The organism is Pseudomonas sp. NPDC087697, assembly GCF_044743155.1.
Lineage (GTDB): Bacteria > Pseudomonadota > Gammaproteobacteria > Pseudomonadales > Pseudomonadaceae > Aquipseudomonas.
Window position 1 is genome coordinate 72,538 of sequence record NZ_JBIUVW010000008.1, and the last position, 22,649, is coordinate 95,186.

Consider the following 22,649-nt stretch of genomic DNA (forward strand, 5'->3'; position numbering starts at 1 on the left):
GGGAGTGACAAGTGTGGCGCGATTCAGATGGACTCGCTGATCACGGCTGCAGCGCGTGCGCTCGCAGCGGGTGATCCCCTCGGCGCACTGAACCGGGTCGCCTTGCGCGATGATGCGCCTGCGCTCGCGCTTCGAGGGATCGCGATGGCGCAGCTCGGCGAGCTTGTTCGAGCGAAGGCACTCTTGCGAAGTGCGGCACGTGCCTTCGGTCCGAAAGAAGCCTTGGCCCGTGCGCGGTGTGTCGTCGCCGAGGCCGAGATCGCGCTCGCCTCACGCGACCTGGGCTGGCCTGCGAAGGCGCTCGACACGGCGCGGGCGACGCTTGAGGAGCACGGCGACCGGGTGAACGCCGCACATGCGCGGTATCTCGAGATCCGGCGCTTGCTCCTGATCGGGCACCTCGACGAGGCCGAACATATGCTCGCCGAGCTCGACCCCGCGCCTTTACCGCCTGCATCGAGGGCCGTCCACGAGCTGGTCGTTGCGGGGATCGCGATGCGCCGCCTCCAGGCGAAGACGGCGCGCGCTGCGCTCGCTCGGGCCGAGCATGCCGCGCGCCACGCTGGCATCCCTGCGCTGACGGCCGAAATCGAAAGCGCACTCCTCGTCCTCAACGCGCCCGCAGCGCGCCTGATTGCGGGTGGCAAGGAGCGGCTCCTGCTGCTTGAGGAGGTTGAAGCGTTACTGACGTCGGAGGCGCTCGTCGTGGACGCCTGCCGTCATGTCGTGCGCGATGCACGCTCGCTGGTCTCGCTCGCAAGGCGTCCGGTGTTGTTCGCGCTCGCGCGAGCGCTGGGTGAAGCGTGGCCCGCCGACGTGCCGAGGGAGACGCTCATCGTCCGAGCCTTCCGATTGAAGCTCACTGATGAGTCGCATCGCGCACGGTTGCGCGTCGAAGTCGGGCGGCTTCGGGTCGCGCTTCGGACATTGGCCGGCGTGACCGCGACGAAGCGCGGGTTTGCACTGGTGCCGTACGGCGCACCGGAGGTCGTCGTGCTGGCGCGGCCCGTCGAAGAGAAGCAGGCGGCGATGCTCGCCTTCCTCGCTGACGGTGAGTCGTGGTCGAGCTCGGCCCTGGCGCTTGCGCTTGGCGCCAGCCAGCGCAGCACGCAGCGGGCACTCGACTCACTGGCGACGTCCGGCAAGGTGCAGTGGTTTGGTCGCGGGCGAGCGCGTCGCTGGATGACCCCGTCGGTGCCGGGTTTCGCGACGTCTTTGTTACTCCCCGCTCCACTGCCGAGTGACTAGGATCACTCCACGACCAAACCACCAGGGTAGAAGACATGAAACGCTCAGCAGCCGAAATCATCCGCGAATATGGACCCTTTCCGGGGGTCGACAACGTGCACGGGGTCACCTATGACGGCCAGCAGGTCTGGTTTGCTTCCGGAGACAAGCTGAACGCCCTCGATCCGGCGAGCGGGAAAACCCTGCGCTCGATCGATGTCGCCGCGCATGCAGGAACGGCCTTCGACGGCCAGCACCTGTTTCAAATCGCCGAGGATCGCATCCAGAAGATCGACCCGAAGACTGGTCGTGTGCTCGCCACGATCCCGGCGCCCGGCGGCAGCGACTCAGGGCTCACGTGGGCCGAAGGGACGCTCTGGGTAGGCGAGTATCGGGACCGGAAGATTCATCAAATTGATCCCCTGACCGGGGCGGTTCTTCGCACGATCGAGTCGAACCGCTTCGTCACCGGCGTCACCTGGGTCGACGGAGAACTCTGGCACGGCACCTGGGAAGGTGACGAGAGCGAATTGAGGCACGTCGACTCTCGAACGGGAGAGGTCCTGGAGAGTCTCAAGATGCCGTCTGGAGTCGGCGTATCGGGGCTCGAATCGGATGGCGCCGATCAGTTCTTCTGCGGCGGTGGAAACAGCGGCAAGGTGAGAGCTGTTCGCCGACCTGGATAAGGCTTCGCGGCCGGCAGCGACTCCGCTCCCCCATAGGCATGGAACTCTTGGCTGGCGCCACACATCAAAAAAGATGTGGCAGGTCATTTACGTTTCATGCTTTTGGAGGACACGTTATGCGCCGCATATTCCTCATCCCATTGCTAATGCTTTGTCTGCCCTTTGGTTCGGCCATGGCCCATAGGCCCCATGGTCCCGATATTGATGCGCGCGACGTTGCTACTTCGGCAGGGATATCCGTGTCGCTGTACTCGACTTTCAAGGACTACAAACTCGTGACTCCCGCCCGCGATGACGCTTCCAGCTTCATTGCAAGTGGAGGCGCAATTCGCGGCGCTTATCTGGAGTCGACGTTGAAGCAGATTCGGCACGATTATCCAGACCTCAAGGCAAGTGACGAAGATCTGGCCAGTATGCTGCTCATACAAGATGAGCTGCCGGCAGGTCGCTAGAGGCGTCATCAGCAACACACATGTCTGCTGCTGGTGATCAATCTGCGGCCACAAGTATTGCCGCAAATGCCTGGACCGTGATTGGGCCTATCGATAACCCCGTGCCTGTAAGTCAAACAACTGCGCATAACGCCCGCCGGCCGCGACCAGGCTGTCGTGATCGCCCCGCTCCAGGATTGCGCCCTGGTCCAGCACGATGATGTGGTCCGCATTGCGCACACTGGAGAACCGGTGAGAAATCAGCAAGGTCATGCGGCCCTGGGTGTGCTGGCTGAAATGCTCAAACACCGCCGCTTCCGCCGCCGGATCAAGTGCCGAAGTCGGCTCATCCAGAATCAGGATATCGGCGTTGCGACGCATGTAGGCGCGGGACAAGGCAATCTTCTGCCATTGCCCGCCGGACAGTTCCTGCCCACCGGCAAACCATCGTCCCAATTGAGTGGCATACCCTCGATCCAGATGTTCGATGAAGGGGGCGGCCATGCCCTCGGCGGCGGCTGCATGCCAGCGTTTTTCATCGTCAAAGGCCAAGGTGTCGCCCACTCCGATGTTCTCGCCCACGGAGAACTGATAGCGAATGTAATCCTGGAAGATGACGCCGATGCGCCGACGCAGCGCATCCTCCTCCCACTCCTGCAAATCGCTGCCATCCAGCAAAATGCGCCCCTGATCAGGGCGATACAAACGGGTCAGCAACTTGATGAGCGTGGTCTTGCCCGAACCGTTCTCACCCACCAGTGCCACACTGCGACCTGGTACAAGGTGCAGGTTGATGCCCTCCAGAGCGGCTCGACTCGCCCCCGGATAGCGGAAACCTACATTCTCGAAACGCACCCCGTCACCGGGCACAACGCCCATGCTCAGATTACCGGTATCCACCACCACGGGTTCGGCGAGGTACTCATAGAGGCTCGACAGGTAAAGCCCGTCCTCATAGAGACCACTGATGGCACTCAAGCTGCTGCTGACGGCAGTCTGCCCCTGCTTGAACAGCACCAGGTACATGGTCATCTGCCCGAGACTGATGTTGCCATGAACGGTATCGACCACCACCCAGGCATAGGCCAGATAGAACGCCCCCGTACCCAGCAAACCGAGCACAAATCCCCAGCCATCCCGGCGCAGGGTCAGGCGCCGGTCTTCGGCGTAAAGACGAGCGAACGTGTCTCTGTATCGCTGCAACAGCAGCGGTGCAAAGCCAAACAACTTGACCTCTTTGATGTAGCCCTCGTGGGAGAGCAGCGTCTCGATGTAATTCTGCTGCCGACTCTCCGGCGCACGACGGGTGAAGAGCCGAAACGCATCGCCGGAGAAATGTGCTTCGGCGAAAAACACCGGCAGCGCACCGACCACCAGCAGCACCAGCGCCCAGGGCGAAAAATGCACCAGCAACAAGCCGAAGCTGATCAGCACGATCAGGTTCTGGATCAGCCCCAGCGACTTGATCACCAACGCCAACGGCCGGGTCGAGGCTTCGCGCCGCACTCGGACCAACTTGTCGTAAAACTCGGAGTTCTCGAACTGCACCAGGGACAAGGTCTGAGCCTTCTCCAGAATCAGGGTATTGACCTTCTGCCCCAACTGCACCCGCAACAACGACTGCAGGACCGAGAGTGCACGCTGGGTCCCGGACAGTAACGCGAGCACACCGGCTTCAAACAGCACGTAACGCACCACGGGCCACAACGGCGCGCTGCCCTGCTGGGCGTGCAACTGCATCGCGGTCACCACTGCGTCAACAATGCGCTGCCCCAACCAGGCCGCCAACGCCGGCAGCACACCGGCAATCAGCGTCGCCAGCACCAGCCCCAGAAACAGCCCGCGTGACGTTCCCCACACCAGCAACAAGGCACGTCTCGCCTGGTCGAGCAACGAGGCGAAACGGTCAAGAGCAGGCATAGGACGAAGGACTCGGCTGAGGATGGGAGATCGGCGTGTCGGGGTCGTTGATCATGACCATGCGCCATGGTACTTCAGCTCGACAATGGGGCGCTCCCGCTAACGCGCGTGTCTGCAGCTGAGGCGATAAGCCTCGCCTCATCCATAGAAAAAACATCTAAAAAAACACACCCGCCCACCGCGTTTTAGCGCTTTGCTACTGGGGGTCAACCCCATCGGAATTCGAGGACAAACCTGACGTCCAGCCGATGCACTCACCATAGCCGGGAGCAGAACATGAAAATCAATCCCTACCTGATCTTCAACGGCGATTGCAAAGCCGCCTTCACCTACTACGCCCAATGCCTGCCAGGCAAGATCGAACTCATGATGACCTTTGGCGAAAGCCCGGCGAGTGAGCATGTCCCAGCGGACAGTCACAACCTGATCATGCATACCCGCCTGCTGGTCGGCGACCAGGCCATCATGGGCTCGGACACCACACCCGACCGTCCCACTAACGGCATGAGCGGTTGTTCGATCTCGTTGAACGTCGACCGTGTTGCTGAGGCAGAGCGCATCTTTGCTGCGCTGGCGGACAAAGGTGCCATTCAAATGCCGCTGGAAACCACTTTCTGGGCGGCGCGCTTCGGGATGCTGGTTGATCGCTTCGGTGTGTCGTGGATGATCAATTGTGAGAAGGATCAGTGAACCTGGCTTCAGCCATTCGATAAGGGGTAACTGTGGCGGGGATATTTTTCAGGCATGAAAAAGCCCAACCTGGAAAGGTTGGGCTAAGTCATTGAAAAATATGTCGGGATGGCGTGATTCGAACACTTGAGCTCGGCGCGCTGCTTCAGAAAACCAGTGTGGCCCGTTGCGAGTTCTCCAGGCGCACATCTCGCCCAATCCCCAAACTCGTTACTTAAGCTGTGGTACTGAACCCACCATTTTTCAACTCATTCATCAGGGCGGCGCTAACTTGTCCCAAGGCGGCGTTGACCATAGAGATTTGCCCCTGAATACCCATAGTGACGGTAGTTTTGGCTGTCGGTGACAGCGTATTTCGTATGATTACTGACTTCAAGCTGTTGTTGAAGTTGCTGTAATTGCTCTTGAAGGTCTTTCATTCGCTTTAAAAGCTCTTTGACCGCGAGACTCATAGTGTCGTCGCTGGTTTTTTTGGCCTCATTAACACTCATAGTGAGTGAGACCTTTACAGCACCTTGACCTCCATCTTTGGCGTCTGCTTGTTGCGCTGTGTCGGTGGCACTGGAGCTATTCATCAATTTATTGGCAGTCGCCGCGGCACTTTGATCGTCCGGCAGTTTAATTTTTACTGCCGACAAACCGGTAATAGTAGACATGTCTTTTTCCCTATGTATTAAGCACTGCGCGATCGATACCGATATCGGATTGTCAGTTCATCAAAAATATTAACCGGGTATTGGATGTACGGATCATCGCTGCATGCGAATCCGTGGGGTTTGGAGATATGGAAAGAATGCGTCGTAGTTTTGTTCGAATATTCGGTCAATCACCACAAGCACTGAGGCGATCGGCGCGTGACGATCTTCGTCACGGCTGAGACGCCTATACATTCACGTTTATGTGAAGTGAGGGGTGCAGAGGAGGTTCAAGCGCATGAGCAGAACCTTGCTCCCCCTCTGCTCCAGGCTTATTGAAACGCTTAAAAACAAGCCCTGCTTAACGTTTGAGCTGTTCGAGACCGTCCACGAAGTCACGGATAATAGCGGCGACTTCAGTGGGCGATTCGAGGGGGGACAAGTGCCCCGTGCCGGGTAACACCTGCAGGGTTGATTGAGGAATCCGTGTCAGCACTTCCGCTTCCAGGGTCGCGACAGGATCAATGCGGTCCAGTTCGCCCGCGATGACAAGGGTCGGCACATTGATTGCCGTAACTTCATGGGTGATGTCCTCATGGCTGGTCGAGTTCGGCCATGCGGCTTTCGCTTGTGGCGCACCCCGCAGGCTGTCTTCGATGACCTGTTCACGGTGCTTCGGACTTAACGGTTTTGCCGTCAACATGTGATCGATTGCCATGCCCACACTCTCACGAGAGTCGTAGGCGGTCTCCATTGCCGCACGGACTTCCAGAGGGAGAACAAGCGGGCATGGAGGCGATGGTGCTACCAGCACCAACCCCACCAATCCAACCGGGCGCCGCGAAGCAAACAATTGCGCGATCTTGCCACCCATGGAGTGGCCAACCAACACGTAATGTTTCAGGTCCAGCGCCGCGATGACCGCCAGCGTGTCGTTGACGAAATCGTCCAGTGCATAGCCGGTCGCAGGACCGTCCGACTTCCCCCAGCCTCTGTTATCGGGCGTGATGGTCCGATAACCCGCCGGGAGTGCTGCAAGCACGTCGTCCCAGGTCCTCGAGGAACCGCCCCAGTAATGCAGAAAGACGATGACCGGCGAGCCGACGCCTTGGTCTTTGACGTGAATCTGAACGCCGTTGGAAGCTACTTTCATGTTGATCTCCTGAGGCTGAATGTCTGGGCCGATCATAGATTGATGCGACTGACGCGATAATTGGCAACTTGCCATCATCACTCAATCGCACCGCTATCGAATGGAGTCTTGATGGACCGTTTCACAAGCATCAGCGTGTTTGTTGCCGCCATCGAAGAAGGCAGTCTGGTCGCAGCGGGCCGGCGTTTCGGACTTTCGGCCTCCATGGCAGGAAAATACCTGAGTGGTCTGGAAGCGGAGTTGAACGTGCGGTTGATCCAGCGCAGCACCCGAAGCCTGAGCCCAACGGACGCCGGGCGTGCTTACTACGCGCGATGCAAACGCATTATTGAAGAGTTTGACGAAGCCAATCACGAAGCCAGTGATGCAAACAGCGCTGTGCGGGGGACGCTGCGGATTTCCGCTCCCGTGACCTTCGGCGCGTTGCACATGGGAGAAGTCATCGCGCGCTTCCTGGAGGACCATCCTCACGTCAACACCGAAGTGCTTCTCGATGATCGCTACGTGGATCTCCACACCGCCAGCATCGACGTCGCGATACGTATTGGCCGACTGCCTGACTCCGAACTGATTGCACGCCCCCTTGCGCCGTGCCGGATGGTGATCTGTGCTTCGCCAGCATTTTTAGCGCGTGAGGGCACACCTCAGGTGCCAGAGGACTTGCGTCACGCCCCACGCTTGGCATTTAGTGAAGCCGTTTCAGCCCACGGCTGGACGCTGAGCGACGCTCAGCATCAAACCCATGTGATCGATGGGCCGCTTCGCCTGCGCGCAAACAATATGCACATGCTTCTCTCTGCTGCGCTGGCGGGAATCGGCGTCGCTTACGGTCCTACCTTTGTGTTCGGGCAACACATCGCGTCAGGAAGCCTCGTAAGGTTACTGCCGGACTTTAGAGCGACCGAATTAACGGTACATGCCGTCTACCCGACAGCACGCTACGTACCCGCGAAAGTTCGTAAATTTATTGAGTACGTGGCGACTGATTTTGCCGGAGAACCACCATGGGACCGCTTTTAAATATTACATTTCAGACGTCCTGCAGGATCAGATCGGCGCCCTTCTCCGCCACCATCAGTACCGCCGCGTGGGTATTACCGCTGGTGACGTTCGGAAAAATCGACGCATCGACGATGCGCAAACCGTCGAGACCGTGGACCTTCAGCCGCTTGTCCACCACCGATGTCTGCTCGTCCGCGCCCATGGCACACGAGCCGCACAGGTGATAAATCGAACCGCTGTTCTCGCGAAAGTACTGCAGCATCTGTTCATCGCTTTCGACCAGCGGCCCAGGCAACACCTCTGCAACAGTGATGCCCTTGAGCGCTGGCGCCTGCATGATCTTGCGCATCAGCCGACTGCCCTGGATCACCTCGTCGATGTCCTTTTGTGTGCTCAGGTAGTTGGGATCGATTAACGCAGCGTCCCGTGGATTTTTCGAGGCAATCTCGATATGCCCGCGACTGGTGGGCCGACACGGGTTGAAGCACAGCAAAAAGCCTGAATACGGTTCGGGCTTGAGGCTCGCTTTGTTGTTTTTCGGGATCTGGTACGACAACGGGTTGAAGTACAACTGCAGGTTCGGATTGGCCTGCACGTCATTCCCCCGGAAGAACCCACCAGCCTGGTTGACGCTCATGGCCAGGGCGCCTTTGCGCGTCAGCAGGTATTTGAGGCCGAGCTTTAACTGACCGAACAGCGAGCTGAGCTGATCATTGAGCGTCGGGATGTTGGCCTTGTAATAGTAGCTGGCGCACAGGTGGTCCTGAAGGTTCTGCCCCACCGCCGGCAGGTGTTTGACCAGCGGGATCTGATGTTTGGCCAGCAGCGCCTGATCCGCCACACCGGACAATTGCAGAATCTTCGGCGTGTCCACGGCACCGGCGCAGAGGATCACTTCCTTGCGCGCGGTGAACGTGCGAACCACGCCGTGCTGGGTGACGCAAATACCGGTCGCACGCTCGTTATCGAACAACACCCGATCCACCAGAGCGTAATGCTCCACCGTCAGATTCGGCCGGCTCAGGGCCGGGTGCAAGTGCGCGAAGCTGCTGGAACAGCGCTGGCCGTCCTTGGTGTTGACGTCGTAGATGCCCGAGCCTTCGAATTTCGGCCCGTTGAAGTCATCGCTGTGGGGGTAACCCAGCTCGTCGCAACCCTTGAGGAACACATCACAGATCGGATGGGTATGGCCCTTCATCGGGGTGATGCTGATCGGGCCGCTGCCGCCGTGGTATTCGCTGTCGCCCAGCGGATGGTTTTCCAGTTTGCGGAAGTACGGCAGCACGTCCTTGAAACCCCAGCCGTCGTTGCCGTTGGCGGCCCAGTCGTCGAAGTCATGGGCCTGGCCACGGACATAGACCATCGCGTTGATCGAACCCGAGCCACCCTGCACCTTGCCGCGCGGGGCATAGATTTCCCGGTTGTTCAGCTGCTTTTGCGGCTGGCTGTAATACATCCAGTTGAAGGTCGGGTTGTAATACATTTTGGCGAAGCCGACCGGGATCTTGAACCACAGGGAACTGTCCTTGCCGCCTGCTTCCAGCAGCAGCACCGTGTGTTTCCCGGAGGCCGAGAGCCGGTTGGCGAGGATGCAGCCTGCGGCGCCTGCGCCAGCGATGATGTAGTCGTATGTCATGTAAGTCGTTGTCCAAATAAACCGTCAGGCGCAAACCCTGTGGGAGCGGGCAAGCCCGCTCCCACAAGGGGGACTGCGCCATTTTCGTCAGCCTCTGGCCGGCGATGTGTCTTTGACGTCCGCCGGGGTCGGCGCCATTTGCAGGTGCAAGCGCTCACCGGTGTATGGCGAATGCTTGCGCACCACGTCCATGTTCAGCTCCACCCCAAGGCCCGGCTCGGTGGACGGGATGATGTAGCCGTCCTCCCATTGCAGCGGTTTGGTCAGCACTTCAGCGTGGAAACTGCCCCAGGTCATGATGCTTTCCTGAATCAGGAAGTTCGGCGTGCAGGTTGCCAACTGGAAACTCGCCGCCGCGCCGATCGGCCCGTTGTAGAGGTGCGGCGCGATTTGCGCGTAGTAGGCCTCGGCCATGCTCGCGATCTTCTTGGCTTCCAGCAGACCGCCGCAGCGGGCGACGTTCATCTGCAGAATCGACGCACCGCCCGCCTGAAGCAGCTTGAAGAATTCGTACTTGGTGGTCAGCCGCTCGCCAGTGGCAATCGGGATGGTGGTCTTGGCCGCGACATGCGCCATGGCCTCTTCCTGACCCGGCGGTACCGGTTCTTCGAACCACAGCGGGTCGTACTTCTCCAGGCGCTTGGCCAGACGAATTGCCGAGGACGGCACCATCTGCCCGTGGGTGCCGAACAGCAGGTCGCACTTGTCGCCCACCGCTTCGCGGATCTTGCGGCAGAAGGTTTCGCAGCGCTCCAGCACTTGCAGCGAAATCTGATGCCCGGAGTACGCGGTATACGGCCCAGCCGGGTCGAACTTCACGGCGGTGAAGCCTTTGTTCATGTTCTCGATGGCGCATTCGGCGGCCAGGTCCGGGTCGTCGTAGTCGTATTCGCCCTTGCTGTTGATCGGGTACAGGTAGGTGTAGGACCGCAGGCGTTCGTTGACTTTGCCGCCCAACAGTTCATACACCGGTTTGTTCGCCGCTTTGCCGATGATGTCCCAGCAGGCCATCTCCAGGCCGCTGACCACACCCATCATGGTCAGGTCCGGACGCTGGGTGAAACCACTCGAATAGGCCTGACGGAAAAAACGCTCGATGTGGTGCGGGTCGTGGTTGAGCAGGTAGCGTTCGAACACGTCTTCGATGATCGGCAGCATGGCTTTGGGGCCGAAGGTCGCGGCGTAAATCTCGCCTACACCTTCGATGCCGCAATCGGTCTTGAGCTTGACGAACAGCCAGTACATGCCGCCGATGTGCGGTGGTGGTACGGCAACGATATGGGTTTCAAGGGCGACGATTTTCATCTCAGGCTAACCTGTTTGCTTGAAGATTTACGATTGATACGACCGCGTAGGGTCAGGGCCGCGAGGGTCCCCAGCAGACCGACGAAAGCGATGTAGCCGAAATACAGCTTGTAACCAAAGGCACCGGGGAAATGCTCGGTGAGGTAGCCGTTGATCAAGGGAATAAAGGTGTCCGGCAGATAACCGACCACCGAGACAATGCCAATGGCCAGGCCGGTGATGCGCAGCGGAATGTCGCAGGTGTCAAGGATCGCCCAGTACAGGCCGCGAATCGCGTAGGTCATCAGGCCGATGAAAATCACCGTGCCGATCAGCAGGCCCAGGCTGTTGAGCGCCGGGAACACGATCAGGCCGACCATCGCCAACGTCGCGCAGAACAGCGCCACGATCAGCACCGAAATGTTCGAGAACTTGTCGCCGAGCCAGCCACCGCCGATACCGCCAATCGGGCGCATCCACAACTTGATGGTGGTGATGGTGCCGGCCATGACCGCGGTCATGCCGCCGCCCTGCAGGTAATCGGAGAAGCTGTAGGTGGCCCAGAAAATGTGGTAGCCGCAGAACACGATAGCGGTGACCAGCCACAGTTCAGGGATTTTCACCAACATGGTCAGGTCGCTGAGCAGGTTGAACTTGCCCTTCTCCACCGCTGCGGTTTCTTCCATCGACTTCGGGTCCTTGATCAGCACCAGCACACAGCCGATGGCGATACAGGTGAAGGCATACAGGTAGACCACGTGCTTGAAGCCTTCGGCGGCCGACTCGCCACGGGTTTCGGTGGCGAACGCAAACAGTCCCAGGGCGACGGTTGCCAACAAGGCTTCCACCAGGCCGCGACCACCGTCGAGGATGCCGAAAAACCGGCCCTGTTCAGTGTGATGGGCAATCATCTTCACCCGCTTGAGCACCGAGGCCCAGAACGTCAGGCCGGTGGTCAGGCCCCAGCAACCGAAGATGATCATCAAACCGGTCATCGACGGCGCCGTGGAGTACCAAAGCCCCAGGGCTCCGGTGGCCACCAGCGAAAAGAAAATCAGAAAACGTGGCGCAACCCGGTCCGCCAGCCAGCCGCTCGGCAAGTAGCTGAGCAGGAAAATCGTCCCGAGCATCGAGTACAGATAACCCAGCTCGCTGTGGTTGATCTGGAACACATCGAGCATGGTGGTCTGGTAGACCTGACGCAGGTACAGAATCGGGTAGATCGCACCGGCGGCCAGCACCAGCAGCGTCAGTTGGAAATAGCGACTTCCTTTGTCACTGTGGCTTTTTGAACCCGCGTTCGAACCCTGAACAGCGGCAACAGTGGTTGCAGACTTGGACATCTGTGTGACCTCGGGCAGCCCGGTGGTCCTGGTGCCCCAAATAATTGTTTTTATAGGTTTGGAGCAGCTGCAAGCCCCAAGCTACAAGCGCCAAGCCAGAGCCAGTCACCGTTCGCTTTAACTTGCAGCTTGAAGCTTGAAGCTCGTAGCTGCTGTTCTAGTACTTCATCACCACCAGACGGGTCTGAGTGAATTCGAGCATGCCGTGCTTGCCGTCATCGCCGCCCAGGCCTGAGCGCTTCCAGCCGGCGTGAAAGCCCTGATACGGGTCGGCCGGGGTCCGATTGACGTACAACTCGCCGGCCTCGATGGCGTTGGCGACTTTCATGGTGGTGCGGTAGTTCTCGGTGTACAGCACCGACGACAGGCCAAACTGGTGATCATTGGCCATGGCCAGTGCTTCGTCGATGTCGCGGTACTTGAGCACTGGCAGTACCGGGCCGAAGATTTCTTCCTGGATGATTTCCATGTCCTGACGGCAGCCGCTGAGCAGGGTCGGCGGGTAGAAGTGGCCGTTGCCCTGCGGGATAAAACCGCCTGTTTCCAGTACAGCACCGTCGGCGATGGCGCGCTCGACCATGGCGTGGATGTTCTGCTGCGAACTGGCGTTGACCAACGGACCCATCAGGGTGGCGTCGGTTGCACGGTCGCCGAACTTCACCGCGCTGATCTTGGCTTTGAGCAGTGCGAGGAACTGGTCGTAGACGCTTTCCTGCACGTAGACCCGCTCCACTGCCGTACACAGCTGGCCGCAATGGGTGGTCTTGGAGGCGATGATGTCGCTGGCGGCTTTTTCCAGATCGGCGTCGGCTTCGATGATCGCCGGGGTTTTGCCGCCCAGCTCCAGCGATGGCTTGGCGATGTTGGCCTTGCAGTAATCGAGCACGATGCGCCCGGCGTTGACGCTGCCGGTCAGGGTGATCAAACCGACAGCCTTGTGGGTGCAGACGCTGGCGGCGGTGGCGTGGTCCATGGTCAGGATGTTCACCACGCCGGCCGGCAAGCCGGATTGCTGCACAGCCTTGGCAATTTCAAACGCCGAGGTCGGGGTGTTGTTGCTCGGGCGCACCACCACGGTGTTGCCGGCAATCAGCGCCGGGGCGATTTTGCGCAACAGCGTATAGACCGGGTAGTTGAACGGAATCAGGCACGCGACCACGCCAATCGGCTCGCGGTGCAGGAACAGGTTTTCGTTCGGGGTGTCGCTGGGAATGATCTCGCCTTCGATACGACGCGCCCACTCGGCGTGGTAACGGGTGATCTGCGCGGCGTAACGGGCTTCGTTGCTGGCATCACTGACGCTCTTGCCGGACTCGGCGGCCAGGGCGGCACCGATGTTTTCGGCGCAGGCTTCAAGGGCGTCGGCAAAGGCCCGCAGGTGTTCGGCGCGTTCAATGCTGGTGAGTTTGCCCCAGACCTTCTGGGCGGCGGCTGCGGCGTCTACGGCGGCCGTGGCTTCAGCGGTAGTAGCCGCCGAGACCTGACCGACCAAGGCTTCGGTCGCCGGGTTGTAGACTGCAATCAGCGCGTCGCTGGCAGGCTCAATGAAGTGACCGTTTACAAAGTTTCGCTCGAGTCGCATGTGAATCGCCCATCGTTGTTTTTATCCAGTTCCCGCAGTCTTGGCATCCTGCACCGGTTGAACAAACGATTTATTGAGCGCAGGAACATTCGAAAAAGGCAGGTTACCCCGACGGGCGACGAGTTCCCCTGTGGGAGCGGGCTTGCTCGCGAAGGCGTAGTGTCAGTCAACATTTATATTGATGACCCACCGCTTTCGCGAGCAAGCCCGCTCCCACAGGGGGTGGGTACGTCAGTTGGCTGCGGTTGAAGGCTCCAACTGCCGCTGCGCCAACCAGATCTCCTCCTGCAACCACTGGCTGAACATCTGCAATTGTGGCATCAAGGTCTGCTCCGGCCGGGTCACCAGCCAGTAGGATTGGTGCCCTTCCACGTGCACGTTAAGCACCTGGGTCAACTGCCCGTTGGCCAGTTCCGGGGCGACCATGTGCCAGTCGGCGATGGTGATGCCCAAACCGTCAGTAGCCGCGCGGATCGCCAGGTCCAGCAGGTCGAATTCATAACCGCCCTGGGTGTCGACGCCGGTGATTTTCGCCGCGTCCAGCCAGTGTTTCCAGGTCAGGTAGCGCTGGTCTTCCCGGGCCAGCACATGCAGCAACGTCAGGCGATTGAGGTCGATGCCGCCCTCGCTCCACTCCCGCGCATACAAGGACGGCGCACACACCGCGATGTGCCGTTCCTGAATCAGCAGCGAGCTGTCCAGGCCGTCCCATTCGCCATCGCCAAAACGGATCGCGCAGTCCAGGGTGCTGGTTTCCGCCAGGCTGTCCTGCAGGCGAGTGGTGATGCTCAACTCCAGTTCCGGATGCTTCTCCCGCAGTCGTCCCAAGCGTGGCATCAGCCAGCGGCTGGTGAAAGTCGGCGGCGCGTTGATGTGCAGCCGATTGGCGTGGGATTTCTGCTGGATGCTGCGCACCGTCAGCTCGATCTTGTCGAAGGATTGATGCAGCGCCCGCAGCAAAACCCGGCCGGCGCTGGTCAGTTCAAGGTGATGATGCCGACGCTCCAACAGGTTCTCGCCCAGTTGCTCCTCCAACTGACGCACCTGCCGGCTGACCGCACTCTGGGTGACATTGAGCAACTCCGCCGCCCGGGTAAAGCTGCCGGTGCTGCCGGCCACTTCGAAGGCTTTGAGCGCATTGAGCGCGGGCATTTTGCGTTTCATGAAGGTGACTCGCGCAAGGACTGACGAGATCCAAGCATCCCACGCCTTGTGGGAAATTTCCTGAGTAACATGCATTTTTGTGTTGTGCAGGACGATTTCTACTGTCTTGCCCGATTCCGCTTTGGGTGGGAGCGAGCTTGCTCGCGATAGCGGTTCATCAGTCAATATTGCTTCGCCTGACCCACCGCTATCGCGAGCAAGCTCGCTCCCACAGGGGTCCATCGGACCGTCTACTTCAAGCACCCGCGACACCCGCGTTCAGTAACATGCATTTATCGAACGTTTACGCGTTGAATTTATCGTTTGTCGATCTTTGCGCCGATGACAAAACTGCGGCCATCTCAAATAAAAACAACATGAGAGCTGCCCCATGCCTTATCTCGACGAGTTAAAGACTCTGGACGGCGACTTGCCGCACCCAGCAGTAAACGACCTGTGCACTCAAGTCAAAAACGGCAAGATCAACCGCCGGCAATTCCTGCGCACCGCCGCGCTGCTGGGCATCACCGCCGCCAGCGCCAGCACCTTCCTCGGTTCAGCCCTGCTCGGTAATTCGGCCCGCGCCGCCGATGTCGTCCCGCCGCGCCAGGGCGGCAGTCTGCGGTTTGCTTGCGCCATCCAGGAAATCCAGGACCCGATGCTGATCACCTGGATCGAAGCCTCGAACCTGCTGCGCAACTCGCTGGAGTACCTGACCTGGGTCGACGCCGACAACATCACCCACCCGTACCTGGCCGAGAGCTGGAGCCCGTCGGACGACCTCAAGACCTGGACCTTCAACCTGCGCCAGGACGTGAAGTGGAGCAATGGCGACACCTTCAACGTCGAGGACGTGCAGCACAACATCGAGCGCTGGATTGCCACCGACTCCAAGTCGGTCAACCGCACCGCGTTCCAGGACATCAGTGCCTTCGAAAAACTCGGCGACTTCCAGTTCCGCCTGGTGCTCAAGCGACCGATGCTGGCAATCCCCGAAATGCTCAACGCCTTCACCTGCGCCATCGTCCACCGCAGCTTCAAGGCCGGTGATGACTGGGCGAAAAACCCGCTCGGCACCGGGCCGTTCAAACTGGTTTCGTTCGCGGTCAACAAGCAAGCGACCTTCGCCAAGCGTGCCGATTACTGGCGCAAACCGGCCAACCTCGACGAGTTGCGTTACGTCGACATGGGTACTGACATCTCCACCCATCTCGCGGCGTTGCAGGCCGGGCAAGTAGATCTGCTGTACCGAGTGACCGTGGCCGAACTGGACCTGGCCAAGCGTTTGCCGGGTGCGCAATTGCTGACCTGCAAATCGGCGCAAACCGTCGTTATGCGCATGGCCTGCGACCAGAAACCGTTCGATGACCTGCGGATTCGCAAAGCGGTGGTGCTCTGCGCCGACAACGCACAGATGCTGAAAATCGCCTATCGCGGCATGGGCACCCTGGGTGAAGACCATCACGTCGCCCCGTCCCATCCGGAATACTTCCCGTTGCCCAAACGTACCCGGGACGTCGCTGGCGCGAAGAAACTCCTTGCCGAAGCCGGTCATCCAAACGGCATCGACATCGACCTGATCGTCGGCAACACCCAAGGCCGCTACGAACAGGATTGCGCACAAATCCTGCAGCAGAACTGCGCCGAGGCCGGCATCCGCATCAACCTTAAAGTGATCCCGGCCACTCAGTACTGGCCAATCTGGGACAAGGCTGCCTTTAGCCTCACCTACTGGGCTCATCGCCCATTGGGTGTGATGTCCCTGGAACTGGCTTACCGCAGCGGCGCGGCCTGGAACGAAAGCCACTACAGCGACCCGGCCTTCGACGCCGCGCTGGACAAGGCCATGGGCATCATCGACCCGAAACAACGGGCCCTGGCGATGGAAAGCGTCGAGAAGATCCTGCAGGACGCGTGCGTCACGGTGCAGCCGTTCTGGGGTGACAAGTTCACCGCCGCGAGCACGAAGGTCCAAGGGTTCAAGGTTCATCCTTCGGACTTCTACCCAATGGATGAAGTCTGGTTGAGCGCCTGATTCAAGCGCCCCGAACGAGCTCGCCCACTGCGGTGCGGCGGGCCGACATCCCTTGATTAGCCGGAGCGTGCGAGCATGGCTGAATTTCTATTGCGCAAGTTATTGGCACTGGCGGCAACCCTGTTGTCGGTGTCGGTGATCGTGTTCCTGGCCCTGGAACTGAACATCGAGGACGTTGCGATCAACGTCCTCGGCCCCTACTCCGCCGCCGACCAGCGCGCTGCGTGGCTGGTGGAACACGGTTACAACCAACCCTTCGCCTGGCGTTATCTGGTGTGGCTGAAGGATTTTGTCAGCGGCGACTGGGGCACCTCCGTGCACTTTCGTGAGCCTGTGATTGACCTGCTGCTGCCCAACCTGGGGCAAACCCTGATCCTCGCCGGGCTGGCCTTGCTGGTGATGGTGCCGGTGGCCCTGACACTCGGCATTCTGGCAGGCATTCGACAGGGTTCGGCGGTGGATCGGCTGGTGTCGTTTCTGTCGATCGTCACCACCTCGATTCCAGACTTTGCCAGCGCGGTGTTCGTCTCGGCGATCTTCGTGTTCTGGCTCAACTGGCTGCCGGGCGTGAGCAGCATGAGCGACGGTTTCAACGCCGTGGAACTGGCGCTACCGCTGATGGTGCTGTGCCTGTTCGGCATCGGTTATCTGGCGCGGATCACCCGGGCCTCGATGGTCGAAGTGATGCAGGCGCCGTACATCCGCACCGCCCGTCTCAAAGGCGCGTCCACCTCACGCATCGTGCTGCGCCATGCCCTGCGCAATGTACTGATCGCGCCGATCACGGTGATCATGTTGTACATCCCGTGGCTGCTGTCGAACGTGATCGTGGTCGAGGTGTTCTTCGCCTACAAAGGCTTCGGTTCGCTGCTCTACACCGCATCGCTGAACCATGACGTCTACCTGATCGAAGCCTGCGCGATGATCAGCGGCATCGTGGTCGGCGCGACCAAAATCTTCTCGGACCTGGCCTACACCTGGCTCAACCCGCGCATCACCTTGCGCAGTCTTGGCGGAGGTGGCCAATGAACTTCCTCAATTCGTTCAAACATCCCTTGGCGTTGCTCGGTTTGCTGCTGGTCGGCGGCTGGGTACTGATGGCGCTGTTCGCGCCGTGGCTGGCGCCCCACGATCCACTGGAAAGCTTCACCCCGCTGCTGACGCCAATGACCCCGGATGGCAACGGCATGAGCTTCCTGCTTGGCACTGACATGATCGGCCGGGACATTCTTTCGCGGCTGATCTGGGGCACGCGCACCGTGTTGTTCTGGTCGATTCTGGCGACGCTGACCGCATTCGCCGTGGGCATCGCCATGGGCCTGTGCGCCGGTTACTTCAATGGCTGGGTCGATGCGTTGCTGTCGTATGTCGCGGACACCGTGCTGTCGTTCCCGGTGCTGGTGTTGTACATCGTGATCATCATCGCCCTCGGCGCCTCGGCACTGAACATCCTGATTGCGGTGACCTTCACCAGCGCCCCGGCGATCTTCCGGATCATGCGCGCACTGACCATCGACATCCGCTCCCGGGACTACGTGCTCAGCGCCATCACCCAGGGTGAAAGTTCGCTGCGGATCATGCTGGTGGAAATCCTCCCCAACTGCGGCGGACCATTGATCGTCGATTTCTGCCTGCGCATCGGCTACACCGCGATCATGATTGGCGCCCTCGGTTTCCTCGGCCTCGGCCTGCCACCTCCCACGCCGGACTGGGGCGGCATGATCAACGAAGGCCGCAGCATGGCCATCGCCTTCCCACACTTGGTGATCTTCCCGTGCATTGCCATCTCCAGCCTGATGCTGGGCCTGAGCCTGTTGGCGGATGGTCTGGACGAACACGCCCAGAAAGGCACAAGGAGTTGAGCATGAGTCATCTACAAGTATTGAAGGTGGAAAACCTTTCCATCGAACTGCCTGCCGGCGCCGACCGTAGCCATGCGGTCAAGGGCATCAGCCTCGACGTGCGCAAGGGCGAAATCCTCTGCGTGATCGGCGAGTCCGGCTCCGGTAAATCGGTGCTCTCGGCGGCGATCATGGGCGACTACGCCAAGGGCCTGCGCCACAGCGAAGGGGTGATCGACTTTCTCGGCGACGACATCTGCTGCATGGACGAACACTCGCTGCGCCGCTTGCGTGGCAACCGCATCGCGATGATTTTCCAGGAGCCGATGGCGGCGCTGAACCCGGCGATTCGCATCGGCCAGCAGGTCGAAGAGATCTTCGACATTCACGCGCCGACCATGCCCGCCGCCGAGCGCCGGGAACGCATGCTCGCCCTGCTCGACTCCACCCAATTGCCCGACCCGCCACGGATCGCCAACAGCTTTCCCCATCAGCTCTCCGGCGGCCAATGCCAACGGGTGGTGATTGCCATGGCGTTGGCGATGAACCCGGACTTGCTGATCGCCGACGAACCGACCACGGCGCTGGACGTGACCACTCAGGCCCAGGTGCTGAAACTGGTGCGTGACCTGCGTGGTCGCGGTCAGCACGGCATTCTGTTCATCACCCACGACTTCGGCGTGGTGGCGGAAATCGCCGACCGCATCGCCGTGATGGAAGGTGGTGTGCTGGTGGAAATCGGTGAGCGCGATCAGGTGCTCAATGCACCGAAGCATCCGTACACCCGCAAGTTGATCGCTGCCGTACCGGCGCTGCATCCCGAATTGCACGCGCCGTGCGCCGATGGCGAACTCGCGCTGCGCATCGAGCACCTGACCAAGACCTACAACGTCGGCGGCCGCTTGGTGCCGGCGCTCAAGGACGTCTCGCTGCAACTGCCACGGGGCAAGACCCTGGCGATTGTCGGCGAATCCGGCTCGGGCAAGAGCACGCTGGTGAAAGCGGCGATTCGGCTGGTAGAAAGCGACAGCGGCCACGTCTGGGTCGGTGACACGGATTTCCTGGCCTTGCGCGGTTCGGCGCTGGCGGCCAATCGGCGACGGATCCAGATGATTTTCCAGGACCCTTACGGCTCGCTCAACCCGCGCCATCGGGTCGGCGACATCATCGCCCGCGCTGCGCAACTACGTGGATTATCGGCCAGGGATGCGTGGACCGAGGCCGGCGACTTGCTGGAACAAGTCGGGCTCAAACGTGACGTTCTCAAGCGCAAGCCACGGCAGTTCTCCGGTGGCCAGCGCCAGCGCATCGGCATCGCCCGCGCCCTGGCGATGCGCCCGGAAGTGTTGATCGCCGATGAAAGCGTCTCGGCGCTGGATGTCTCGGTGCAGAAGCAGGTGCTGGAGTTGCTCGCCGAGCTGCAACAGCGCCTCAATCTGAGCATTTTGTTCATCACCCATGACTTGCGGGTGGCGGCGCAAATCAGTGACTACATCGCGGTGATGCGTCAGGGCGAAGTGGTGGAGTACGGCACAGCGGAACAGGTGTTGTTGCGACCGCAAAACACCTACACCCAGACCTTGCTGGCGGCGGCACCCGGCGCTTCGGTGATACCGGTTGCGCCCGCGATTGCCCCCCCGTTGAGGCTGATCCGACCTCAGGCCAACTGAGTCAATAACCCTTTCCCCAGGCCGCAGCGTTCGTTGCGGTCCGGGTTGCTGCTGCCAACTATAAATCAGAAATCAGGAGTCTCACTGTGCGCACAACCACCCCTCGCGCTATCCGTTCCATTGCTCTAATTCCTGTGCTCGGCGCCTTCGCGGCACCGGCTATGGCGGTTCAGGTGACTGACAACCTCGACCTTGGCGGAGCCGTCCGGGCGCGTTGGGACTATGACCCGGATCGCGACATCCAGACGTTCAACTTCGACACCGCGTTCCTCACCGCCAAGTACAACTCCGACACCTGGATCGGCGCGGCCAAGTACCGATTCTACGGTCGGTCCTACCCGTACAAGTACACCGATCGCATCGGCGCGGTTCAGTTCGCCGAAACCGCCTGGGTGGGCTACAAATTCAACCCGGACCAACAGGTGCAGGTTGGTCTGAACCAAGTACCGTTCGGCCTGCAGCCCTATTTCGGCAGCACTTTCTACGAGACCCTGGGCAACGTGGTCGGCCTCGAAGACGTGGAACAGGTGGGCGCCAAATACATCCAGCAGTACGGTGACTGGAACCTCCAGGCCGGTTATTACCTGCGCCCGGCTCTGCAAGGCCGAGGCACCAGCAACGGTGACACCTACTCCACGGTGGTCTCCAAGGCTGACAGCTACGTGGCCGATGGCAGCAACAACCAGGAACACAACACCGCGGTGGTGCGCTTGGCAAAAGCCGTGCAGTTGGGTGACTGGAAATCCGAAGTCGGGATCTCGGGCCTGACCTCGACCCTAGAGAACCGCGACACTCGCGAAGATGGCCGACGCAATGCCCTGGCCCTGCATTATCTGGGCAAGAACGGCCCGTGGGGTGTGCAACTGCAAGCGGCCCGTCAGCAGATGTCGCCGCGCAACCCCGGAACCGACCAGGTGGTGACCTTCGGCGGCTACGACGGTACGTTCAACGTTGCCAGCCGCGGCAACCTGTACGTCGCCGACCTGAGCTACGACGTGGACGGTAAATACCTGTTCGACGAGGTCAGCGGGATCAAGCTGTACGCCAACTACAGCGCCTTCGACAAGTCGGCGGACGACTTCAAGACCTCTCAGCGAATGATCCTCGGCACCTCGTTCTCGGTGAGCAAACTGTGGATCGCCACCGAGTGGCTGTTCGGCAAGAACGACCCGTACATCGGTGGCAGCAGCTACACCCAGAGCCTGGGGGCCGGCGGTAGTAATCAGTGGGAAAACCAGTTGTACATGAACATTGGGTACTACTTCTAAACCCTGAAAAGATCGCAGCCTTTGGCAGCTCTACAGGGTGTACGCATTCCAACGCAGGAGTTGCCGCAGGCTGCGATCTTTTTGCTTCACCTCAACATCGCCCCCTTGCACCCACCCTTCACAGAGAGTCAGATACGCCCTACAGAACATTCACCAAAAAAACAATAAACCTGCCCCACGCTTCCAAGTGTCGGCGTCAGGTGCGGAGTCATCCTTTCATGCGCCAACTGCCCTCGCTCAACATGCTGCGAGTTTTTGAAGAAGTCGCGCGGCATCGCAGTTTCAGCCAGGCGGCGCTGGGTCTGAACGTTACCCAAGGCGCAGTCAGCCGTCAGATCAAGCAACTCGAAGACTATCTCGGTGTAACCCTGTTCATTCGCACGCCTCAGGGTCTGTCGCTGACCGAAACCGGTATCGCCCTCTTCCCACACTTGAGCGACGCCTTCGACCACATCGAACGCGCCCTGCAAGCGGTACGCGTGCCCAACCTGCGCCAGCGCCTGCGCATCGTCGCTCCACCGACCTGGGCCACGCGCTGGTTGTCGGCGCACTTGCGCGCCTTCTGCCAACGCTATCCGGACATCAGCCTGAGCGTGATCCACCAGAGCGGCCACGACAACCTCGCGGAAATCGACTGCCACATCCGCTTCGGCCTCGAAGCAGCGAGCCATTGCAGCAGCCAGTTGCTGGTGATGGAACGGCACATGGCGGTGGCTAGTCCGGAGTTGTTCGTCAACGGCCAGCCGCCGGACTTGCGGCAGTTTCCACTGCTGCACATTCTGCACGACGGCAAGCGCTTGAAGGTTTGGGAGAATTGGTTGGCGGCGATGGGGCGTGACGATATCGATGCCGCGCAGGGGCTGGAATTCAGCACGCTGGATCAGGTGATTCACACGGCTCTGGCCGGTGGCGGGTTGGCGGTGATTGACCGGCAGATGATCGAGAAGGAACTGGCCAATGGCAGCCTGCTGCCGATCACCCCGGTTGAGGTGATCGGACCGTATGGTTATTGGCTGGATGTGGCGAACGACAAACAGGGGTTGTCGAAGGTGCGGTTGTTTACGGATTGGTTGGGATGGGTCAGCAACCCCTGAGGCAATGGC

At 60.2% G+C, this 22,649-nt stretch carries 19 protein-coding genes; 11 read left to right on the plus strand and 8 right to left on the minus strand.

All coding sequences use genetic code 11. From position 1 onward, the window contains the following. Nucleotides 1-27: 27 nt before the first annotated feature. The 3 genes from ACIPIN_RS08520 to ACIPIN_RS08530 all read left to right on the plus strand — a co-directional run bounded on the left by ACIPIN_RS08520 (nucleotide 28) and on the right by ACIPIN_RS08530 (nucleotide 2,365). A complete protein-coding gene (locus ACIPIN_RS08520) occupies nucleotides 28-1,248 on the plus strand; it encodes a helix-turn-helix domain-containing protein (RefSeq protein WP_401117459.1) in 1,221 nt (406 codons plus the stop codon). A 35-nt stretch (nucleotides 1,249-1,283) separates the two neighbouring features. Next, complete coding sequence (locus ACIPIN_RS08525) at nucleotides 1,284-1,913, plus strand: PQQ-binding-like beta-propeller repeat protein (RefSeq protein WP_401117460.1); 630 nt, start codon at nucleotides 1,284-1,286, stop codon at nucleotides 1,911-1,913. Nucleotides 1,914-2,029: 116 nt separating this feature from the next. Next, on the plus strand, nucleotides 2,030-2,365 hold the full coding sequence (locus ACIPIN_RS08530; protein WP_401117462.1) for a DUF2388 domain-containing protein: 336 nt from the start codon (nucleotides 2,030-2,032) through the stop codon (nucleotides 2,363-2,365). Nucleotides 2,366-2,452: 87 nt separating this feature from the next. Here the strand turns inward: ACIPIN_RS08530 and ACIPIN_RS08535 are convergent, their stop codons facing one another. After that, the gene (locus tag ACIPIN_RS08535) at nucleotides 2,453-4,264 is read right to left on the minus strand and encodes an ABC transporter ATP-binding protein (RefSeq protein WP_401117464.1); all 1,812 of its coding nucleotides are present in this window, start codon (nucleotides 4,262-4,264) and stop codon (nucleotides 2,453-2,455) included. A 276-nt stretch (nucleotides 4,265-4,540) separates the two neighbouring features. On the opposite strand from ACIPIN_RS08535, the gene ACIPIN_RS08540 reads away from it, so the two are divergent. Then, nucleotides 4,541-4,954: a VOC family protein gene (locus tag ACIPIN_RS08540; protein WP_401117466.1), complete on the plus strand. Its 414-nt coding sequence runs from the start codon at nucleotides 4,541-4,543 to the stop codon at nucleotides 4,952-4,954. Nucleotides 4,955-5,220: 266 nt separating this feature from the next. Here ACIPIN_RS08540 and ACIPIN_RS08545 read toward each other — a convergent pair whose 3' ends face one another. Continuing rightward, nucleotides 5,221-5,610, minus strand: a complete 390-nt coding sequence (locus ACIPIN_RS08545; RefSeq protein ID WP_401117468.1) for a hypothetical protein — start codon at nucleotides 5,608-5,610, stop codon at nucleotides 5,221-5,223. Between the two features lie 340 nt (nucleotides 5,611-5,950). Next, nucleotides 5,951-6,742 (minus strand): alpha/beta fold hydrolase, encoded by a 792-nt coding sequence (locus ACIPIN_RS08550; protein ID WP_401117470.1) that lies wholly within the window; start codon nucleotides 6,740-6,742, stop codon nucleotides 5,951-5,953. Between the two features lie 111 nt (nucleotides 6,743-6,853). Here ACIPIN_RS08550 and ACIPIN_RS08555 point away from each other — a divergent pair, with 111 nt between their 5' ends. Further along, nucleotides 6,854-7,762, plus strand: a complete 909-nt coding sequence (locus ACIPIN_RS08555) for a LysR family transcriptional regulator (protein ID WP_401117472.1) — start codon at nucleotides 6,854-6,856, stop codon at nucleotides 7,760-7,762. 10 nt (nucleotides 7,763-7,772) lie between these two features. Here the strand turns inward: ACIPIN_RS08555 and ACIPIN_RS08560 are convergent, their stop codons facing one another. The 5 genes from ACIPIN_RS08560 to ACIPIN_RS08580 form a co-directional block, all read right to left on the minus strand. Next, the gene (locus tag ACIPIN_RS08560) at nucleotides 7,773-9,380 is read right to left on the minus strand and encodes a GMC family oxidoreductase (protein ID WP_401117474.1); all 1,608 of its coding nucleotides are present in this window, start codon (nucleotides 9,378-9,380) and stop codon (nucleotides 7,773-7,775) included. Between the two features lie 87 nt (nucleotides 9,381-9,467). Further along, on the minus strand, nucleotides 9,468-10,685 hold the full coding sequence (locus ACIPIN_RS08565) for a mandelate racemase/muconate lactonizing enzyme family protein (protein WP_401117475.1): 1,218 nt from the start codon (nucleotides 10,683-10,685) through the stop codon (nucleotides 9,468-9,470). Further along, entirely contained in the window at nucleotides 10,682-12,007 is a 1,326-nt protein-coding gene (locus tag ACIPIN_RS08570; protein ID WP_401117477.1) for a nitrate/nitrite transporter, read from the minus strand. The genes ACIPIN_RS08565 and ACIPIN_RS08570 overlap by 4 nt, the downstream gene beginning before the upstream one ends. A 157-nt stretch (nucleotides 12,008-12,164) precedes the next feature. Further along, a complete protein-coding gene (gene aldA, locus ACIPIN_RS08575; RefSeq protein ID WP_401117479.1) occupies nucleotides 12,165-13,589 on the minus strand; it encodes an aldehyde dehydrogenase in 1,425 nt (474 codons plus the stop codon). Between the two features lie 231 nt (nucleotides 13,590-13,820). After that, a complete protein-coding gene (locus ACIPIN_RS08580; RefSeq protein WP_401117481.1) occupies nucleotides 13,821-14,753 on the minus strand; it encodes a LysR substrate-binding domain-containing protein in 933 nt (310 codons plus the stop codon). Between the two features lie 370 nt (nucleotides 14,754-15,123). On the opposite strand from ACIPIN_RS08580, the gene ACIPIN_RS08585 reads away from it, so the two are divergent. The 6 genes from ACIPIN_RS08585 to ACIPIN_RS08610 all read left to right on the plus strand — a co-directional run bounded on the left by ACIPIN_RS08585 (nucleotide 15,124) and on the right by ACIPIN_RS08610 (nucleotide 22,640). Then, nucleotides 15,124-16,767, plus strand: coding sequence for an ABC transporter substrate-binding protein (locus ACIPIN_RS08585; RefSeq protein WP_401117482.1), 1,644 nt, complete (start codon nucleotides 15,124-15,126; stop codon nucleotides 16,765-16,767). Nucleotides 16,768-16,842: 75 nt separating this feature from the next. Beyond that, the gene (locus ACIPIN_RS08590; RefSeq protein ID WP_401117483.1) at nucleotides 16,843-17,796 is read left to right on the plus strand and encodes an ABC transporter permease; all 954 of its coding nucleotides are present in this window, start codon (nucleotides 16,843-16,845) and stop codon (nucleotides 17,794-17,796) included. Then, nucleotides 17,793-18,629 (plus strand): ABC transporter permease, encoded by an 837-nt coding sequence (locus ACIPIN_RS08595; protein WP_401117485.1) that lies wholly within the window; start codon nucleotides 17,793-17,795, stop codon nucleotides 18,627-18,629. Before ACIPIN_RS08590 ends, ACIPIN_RS08595 begins: the two co-directional genes overlap by 4 nt. A gap of 2 nt (nucleotides 18,630-18,631) precedes the next feature. Further along, nucleotides 18,632-20,278 (plus strand): dipeptide ABC transporter ATP-binding protein, encoded by a 1,647-nt coding sequence (locus ACIPIN_RS08600; RefSeq protein ID WP_401117487.1) that lies wholly within the window; start codon nucleotides 18,632-18,634, stop codon nucleotides 20,276-20,278. An 86-nt stretch (nucleotides 20,279-20,364) separates the two neighbouring features. After that, complete coding sequence (locus tag ACIPIN_RS08605) at nucleotides 20,365-21,546, plus strand: hypothetical protein (protein ID WP_401117489.1); 1,182 nt, start codon at nucleotides 20,365-20,367, stop codon at nucleotides 21,544-21,546. A 218-nt stretch (nucleotides 21,547-21,764) separates the two neighbouring features. Further along, entirely contained in the window at nucleotides 21,765-22,640 is an 876-nt protein-coding gene (locus ACIPIN_RS08610; protein WP_401117491.1) for a LysR substrate-binding domain-containing protein, read from the plus strand. Nucleotides 22,641-22,649 lie beyond the last annotated feature (9 nt).